Annotated in this window: 4 protein-coding genes; 1 reads left to right on the top strand and 3 read right to left on the bottom strand. The window is 71.5% G+C overall.

The genetic code is table 11. The features are described from left to right. Window positions 1-115: 115 nt before the first annotated feature. The gene (aceB, locus tag KVS67_RS05875; protein ID WP_135040325.1) at window positions 116-1879 is read right to left on the bottom strand and encodes a malate synthase A; all 1764 of its coding nucleotides are present in this window, start codon (window positions 1877-1879) and stop codon (window positions 116-118) included. A gap of 33 nt (window positions 1880-1912) precedes the next feature. Then, window positions 1913-3220 carry an isocitrate lyase gene (gene aceA / locus KVS67_RS05870; protein ID WP_036384372.1) on the bottom strand — a complete coding sequence of 436 codons (1308 nt, stop codon included), beginning with the start codon at window positions 3218-3220 and terminating at the stop codon, window positions 1913-1915. A gap of 268 nt (window positions 3221-3488) precedes the next feature. On the opposite strand from aceA, the gene KVS67_RS05865 reads away from it, so the two are divergent. Continuing rightward, window positions 3489-4955: a helix-turn-helix domain-containing protein gene (locus KVS67_RS05865; RefSeq protein WP_063189668.1), complete on the top strand. Its 1467-nt coding sequence runs from the start codon at window positions 3489-3491 to the stop codon at window positions 4953-4955. Window positions 4956-5013: 58 nt separating this feature from the next. Here the strand turns inward: KVS67_RS05865 and fbaA are convergent, their stop codons facing one another. Further along, window positions 5014-6036: a class II fructose-bisphosphate aldolase gene (gene fbaA / locus KVS67_RS05860; protein WP_063189670.1), complete on the bottom strand. Its 1023-nt coding sequence runs from the start codon at window positions 6034-6036 to the stop codon at window positions 5014-5016. Between the last annotated feature and the right edge of the window lie 169 nt (window positions 6037-6205).

Here is a 6205-nt window from a genome sequence, read left to right as displayed (position 1 = left end):
GCCGCCCCGGCCCCCCCCCCCCCCCCCCCCCCCCCGGCGGGGGGCCGCCCGCCCCGCCGGCACGCGGGCCGCCCCCCGGGGGGGGGGCCCGCCCGTCGTCGTGGGGCCCGGCGGATCAGGCCTTCGCCGCGGCGTCGTCCTGACTGGCGAAGTGCCGGCGGTACGCGCCCAGGGTGAGGAACGCCGGGTACTCCGGCGGCAGGGCCGACTCGCAGAACACGCGCACCGCGTCCTCGAACCTGTGGCCCTCGGGCAGCGGGCCGGCGAGGATCCGAGCGTGCTCCTCGCGGATCAGCTGCTCCATCCAGCCGCGGTTGGCGGTCCGCACGCCGCCCTCGGTCAGCTGCACACCGGTGCCGTTGTGGGCCCACTGCCAGATCTGGGACCGGGAGATCTCCGCCGTGGCGGCGTCCTCCATGAGTCCGTGGATCGCGGCGGCGCCGTTCCCCCGCAGCCAGGACTCGATGTAGCGGATCCCGACCTCGATGTTCATCCGCACGCCGGCCTCGGTCACCGAGCCCGTGGTCGCGGCGACGTCGAGCAGGGCGGCCTCGTCCGGCACCACGTCCTCGCGGCGGCGGGTGCGGATCTGGTTCGGGGCCTCGCCGAGCACGGCGTCGAACTCCTCCCGGGCGACCGGCACGAGGTCCGGGTGCGCCACCCACGAGCCGTCGAAGCCGTCGCCGGCCTCGCGGGCCTTGTCCGCGCGCACCTTCTCCAGCGCGGCGGCGTTGGCCTCCTCGTTCCGGCGGTCCGGGATCACGGCGGACATGCCGCCGATCGCCGAAGCGCCGCGCCGGTGGCAGGCCCGGACCAGCTGCTCCGTGTAGGCCCGCATCATCGGCTGCGTCATGGTCACCTCCGAGCGGTCCGGGAGGACGAACTCGGCCCCGCGGTCCCGGAAGTTCTTGATGATGGAGAAGATGTAGTCCCAGCGGCCGGCGTTCAGGCCAGCGGCGTGGTTGCGCAGCTGGTACAGGATCTCCTCCATCTGGAATGCCGCGGTGATCGTCTCGATCAGCACGGTGGCCCGGATGGTGCCCTGGGGGATGCCCAGCTCGTCCTGCGCCGCCACGAACACGCAGTTCCACAGCCGCGCCTCGAGATGGGACTCGAGCTTGGGCAGGTAGAAGTACGGGCCGTGGCCGCGGCGGATCAGCTCGTCGGCGTTGTGGAAGAAGTACAGGCCGAAGTCCACGAGGGCACCGGCCATCGGCTCGCCGTCCACGCGGATGTGGTCCTCGATGAGGTGCCAGCCGCGGGGGCGGACGATGATGGTCGGCCGGTCCGTGAGCTCGCGCTCGCGCAGCCGGTACTCCTTGCCCTCGGGGGAGGTGAAGTCGATCTGGTCGCGGATCGCGTCGAACAGGTTGACCTGCCCGTCCAGCATCCGGTCCCAGGACGGCGTCGAGGAGTCCTCGAAGTCGGCGAGCCAGCCCGAGGCGCCCGAGTTGAGGGCGTTGATCGTCATCTTCCGATCCACGGGGCCGGTGATCTCCACGCGGCGGTCCTGCAGGCCGGGGGCCAGCGGCGCCACCCGCCAGGAGTCGTCCTCGCGGACCCGGCGGGTGGACCGCAGGTAGTGCGGGTTCCAGCCGTCGGTGATGCGGCGCCGGGTGTACTCCCGCTCCTCGAGCAGCCGCCGGCGGCGGTCCTCGGCCAGCCGGTGCAGGCGGCCGAGGAACGCCAGCGCCTCGTCCGTGAGGATCTCGGCCTGCCGCCCGTCGACCGGCCCGTGGACGGTCACCACGGGGGCGGCGCCCTCGGGGATGACGACGGGGATGGCCTGGGTGCTCACGTCATGCGGCAGGGGCGTGTGCTCCCGAACGTCGTCGGCATGGATCTCGTGCAGGGTGGGGGTCGTGGTCTGCGGGCTCATGGGACTGCCTCCTCGCGGTCTCGGCTGAGCGGATCAGTGGAACTGGCCGGACTCCGTGGAGCCCGCCAGGGCCACCGTGGAGCTGTCCGGGTTGATGGCGGTGGACACGGCGTCGAAGTAGCCGGTGCCGACCTCGCGCTGGTGCTTGGTCGCGGTGTAGCCGCGGGCCTCGTCGGCGAACTCGCGCTCCTGCAGCTCGACGTACGCGGACATCTGGCGCTCGTGGTAGCCCTTGGCCAGGTCGAACATCGAGTGGTTCAGGGCGTGGAAGCCGGCCAGCGTGATGAACTGGAAGGTGTAGCCCATGGCGCCCAGCTCGCGCTGGAACTTGGCGATGGTGTCGTCGTCGAGGTTCTTCTTCCAGTTGAACGACGGCGAGCAGTTGTAGGCCAGCATCTGGTCCGGGAACTCGGCCTTGACGGCCTCGGCGAACTTCCGGGCCAGCTCGAGGTCCGGCGTGCCGGTCTCCATCCAGATCAGGTCCGAGTGGGGGGCGTAGGCCTTGGCGCGGGCGATGCAGGGCTCGACGCCGTTGCGGACCTTGTAGAAGCCCTCCGCGGTGCGCTCACCGGTGATGAACTCGGCGTCGCGCTCGTCCACGTCCGAGGTGATCAGGGTGGCCGCCTCGGCGTCGGTGCGGGCGATGATCACGCTGGGCACGTCGGCGACGTCGGCGGCCAGGCGGGCGGCGTTGAGCGTGCGGATGTGCTGGCCGGTGGGGATGAGCACCTTGCCGCCGAGGTGGCCGCACTTCTTCTCGGAGGCCAGCTGGTCCTCCCAGTGCACACCGGAGGCGCCGGCGGTGATCATCCACTTCATGAGCTCGTAGGCGTTGAGCGGGCCGCCGAAGCCGGCCTCGGCGTCGGCCACGATCGGCACGAGCCAGTCCTCGACGCTGCTGACGCCCTCGGCGTGCTCGATCTGGTCCGCGCGCAGCAGGGCGTTGTTGATGCGGCGCACCACCTGCGGCACGGAGTTGGCCGGGTACAGGGACTGGTCCGGGTACGTGTGGCCGGAGAGGTTGGCGTCCGCGGCGACCTGCCAGCCGGAGAGGTAGATGGCGCGCAGCCCGGCCTTGACCTGCTGGACGGCCTGGTTGCCGGTGAGGGCGCCGAGGGCGTTGGTGAACTCACCGCGGGCGTTCTCGTCCTTCAGCTGGGTCCACAGCTTCTCGGCGCCGCGGCGGGCCAGCGTGTGCTCCTCCTGGATGCGGCCGCGGAGACGGACGACGTCCTCGGCGGTGAAGCTGCGCTCGACGCCGGCCCAGCGGGGGTTGTTGTCCCAGTCGTGCTGGAGCTGTTCGGCGGAGGCGGGAGTGGAGTGGTGGGGCTGGGTGGTCATGACGTCCTCCTGAGGATCGGTCCGGTTCGTGAAGGGTTCGGTGCGACGTGTCCGTCGCTGCCGTTGACATCCACCTTGGCCCCGGGCAAGGCCCTCTGGAGCACAAAATCGGTGGAAACTCCGGCCGTTCCTGCCACTGGGTCAGAACGTGACAGTCCTTGCACCCCCATGTGGCCTGGATCACGACAACGGCCCCCCGGTTGTCAAGAATGTGACTTTCTTTCCGTCACACGTGATCTCCTCCCCGGTTCCGTCTACAGTTCCGCGCATGATGACCCGCCCGCTTCCCGAGGACAGCGCGACCGTGGACGCCGTCGCGCTGGGCCGCCGCGTCCGGCACCTGCGCAAGCAGGCCGGCCTCACCCTGGACCAGCTCGCGGAGCGCACGGGAGTGAGCGGCTCTCACCTGTCCCTCGTGGAGAACGCCCGCCGCGAGCCGCGGCTCTCGCTGGTCCAGCGGATCGCGGAGGTCCTGGGCGTGCCGGTCGAGGACCTGCTCACCGGCCGGGCCCCCACCCGTCGGGCCGAACTGGAGATCGAGGTCGAACGGTTCGCGCGCTCGGAGCACTACGCCTCCCTCGGCCTGCCCCCGCTGCGCATCGGGCCCCGCACCCCCACCGAGGTCCTCGAGGTGATCGCGGGGCTGGAGGCCGAGCTGCGCCGTCGCCTGGAGGAGCAGGCCGCCACCCCCGAGGAGGCGCGCCGCGCCAACGCCCAGCTGCGCGCGCAGATGCGCGCGGTGGACAACCACTACCCCGATCTCGAGGCCGAGGCGCATCGGCTGCTCGACGCGATCGGCCACACGGGCGGGCCGCTGGGCCTGCACGCCGTCTCGGAGCTGGCCGAGCACCTCGGCTTCACCCTGCGCTTCGTCCCGGACCTGCCGCACTCCACGCGCTCCGTCACGGACCTCAAGCACGGGCGCATCCACATCAGCGGCTCCCGCTCCTCGGACCACGACCGCCGCACCGTGGTGCTCCAGGCCCTCGCCGCCGCCGTCCTGGGCCACGGCGAGCCGCGGGACTACGAGGACTTCCTCGCCCAGCGTGTGGCGGTGAACTACCTGGCGGGCGCGCTGCTCATGCCGCAGCGGGCGGCATCGTCGCTGCTGCGGGCCGCCCAGAAGCGCCGGGACCTGTCCGTGGACGACCTGAAGGACGCGTTCGGCGTCTCCTACGAGGCCGCCGCGCACCGGTTCACCAACCTGGCCACCGTGGACCTGGGCATCCGCTGCCACTTCCAGAAGGTCCACGAGACCGGGGTGATCCACAAGGCCTACGAGAACGACGGGATCGTGTTCCCCGCCGACCACACCGGTGCGATCGAGGGCCAGCAGGCGTGCCGGAAGTGGGGCGCACGGCAGGCCTTCTCCCGCAACGACCGGTTCCGCGCCCACACGCAGTACACGGACTCGCCCAACGGGACGTTCTGGTGCACCTCGATGATCGAGAACGGCCCCGACGGGCTGTTCGCCCTCTCCGTGGGCACCCCGTTCGAGCATGCCCGGTACTTCCGCGGCGCGGACACCCGCCACCGGGTCACCTCCACGTGCCCCGATCCGCGCTGCTGCCGCCGCCCCGACCCCGAGCTCGAGGCCGCGTGGGGCGGGCACGTGTGGCCCGCGGCCCGCATGCACGCGCATCTGCTGGCGGCCATGCCCACGCAGACCTTCCCCGGTGTGGACGAGCGTGAGGTCTTCGAGTTCCTCCAGGCCCAGGAGGAGCGGGAGGGCTGAAACGACGCCGGCCCGCACCCTCACGCGAGGGTGCGGGCCGGCGCGGCGGACGGCGGGGTCAGCCGATGCTCTTGCCGGCCGAGTTCAGCTCGGTGCAGGCCTGGACCACGCGGGCGGCCATGGCCTCCTCGGCCTTGGCGCCCCACACGCGGGGGTCGTACTGCTTCTTGTCGCCGACCTCGCCGTCGACCTTCAGGACGCCGTCGTAGTTCGCGAACATGTGCCCGGCCACGGGGCGGGTGAACGCGTACTGGGTGTCCGTGTCCACGTTCATCTTCACAACGCCGTACTCCACCGAGTCGGCGATCTCCTGGGCGGCGGAGCCGGAGCCGCCGTGGAACACGAGGTCGAACGGGCGCTCCCTGCCGAACTTCTCGCCCACGGCCTGCTGGATCTCCTGCAGGATCTCCGGGCGCAGCTTCACGTTGCCCGGCTTGTAGACGCCGTGCACGTTGCCGAAGGTCAGCGCGGTGAGGTAGCGGCCATGCTCCCCGAGGCCGAGGGCCTCCACGGTGGCGATGCCGTCCTGGACGGTGGTGTAGAGCTTCTCGTTGATCTCGTGGGCCACGCCGTCCTCCTCGCCGCCCACGACGCCGATCTCCACCTCGAGGATCTGCTTGTTGGCGTGGGTGCGCGCGAGCAGCTCGCGGCCGATCCGCAGGTTCTCCTCGAGGGTCTCGGCGGAGCCGTCCCACATGTGGGAGTTGAAGATCGGGTCGCGCCCGGCCTTCACCTCCGCCTCGGAGGCGTCCAGCAGGGGCAGGACGAAGCCCTCGAGCTTGTCCTGGGGGCAGTGGTCCGTGTGCAGGGCGATGTTCACGGAGTACTTCTTGGCGACCTCGCGCGCGAACGCGGCGAAGGCCAGCGAGCCGGCGACCATGTCCTTCACGGAGGAGCCGGAGAAGTAGGCGGCGCCGCCGGTGGAGACCTGGACGATGCCGTCCGAGCCGGCCTCGGCGAAGCCGCGGATGGCGGCGTTCAGGGTCTGGGAGCTGGTGACGTTGATCGCCGGGAAGGCGAAGGCGCCGTTCTTGGCGGCGTCGATCATCTCGGCGTACTTCTCCGGGGATGCGATGGGCATGCTGCAGCTCCTAGGCGTCGTCGACTCGGGCAGGCGGGGGAGCGCGGCGGACGCGCCGCCCTCGGGCTCATCCTATCCGCGCGGCCGGACCCGCCCCAGGGTCCCGGACCCGACGGCGCCGCCGGCCTGGGCACGACCCCGCCGTTTGCCTAGGGTGAGCGGCGTCACA

This window comes from Micrococcus sp. GbtcB5, from assembly GCF_019091605.1.
Taxonomy (GTDB): Bacteria; Actinomycetota; Actinomycetes; order Actinomycetales; family Micrococcaceae; genus Micrococcus; species Micrococcus luteus.
The sequence above is the reverse complement of the archived record's forward strand: the minus strand, read 5'-3'. Positions and strand labels throughout refer to the sequence as shown.

Bases quoted from the DNA above. Each gene is read 5' to 3' on its own strand.
- aceB (WP_135040325.1), bottom strand. From the start codon at position 1,879: ATGAGCCCGCAGACCACGACCCCCACCCTGCACGAGATCCATGCCGAC.
- aceA (WP_036384372.1), bottom strand. From the start codon at position 3,220: ATGACCACCCAGCCCCACCACTCCACTCCCGCCTCCGCCGAACAGCTC.
- KVS67_RS05865 (WP_063189668.1), top strand. From the start codon at position 3,489: ATGATGACCCGCCCGCTTCCCGAGGACAGCGCGACCGTGGACGCCGTC.
- fbaA (WP_063189670.1), bottom strand. From the start codon at position 6,036: ATGCCCATCGCATCCCCGGAGAAGTACGCCGAGATGATCGACGCCGCC.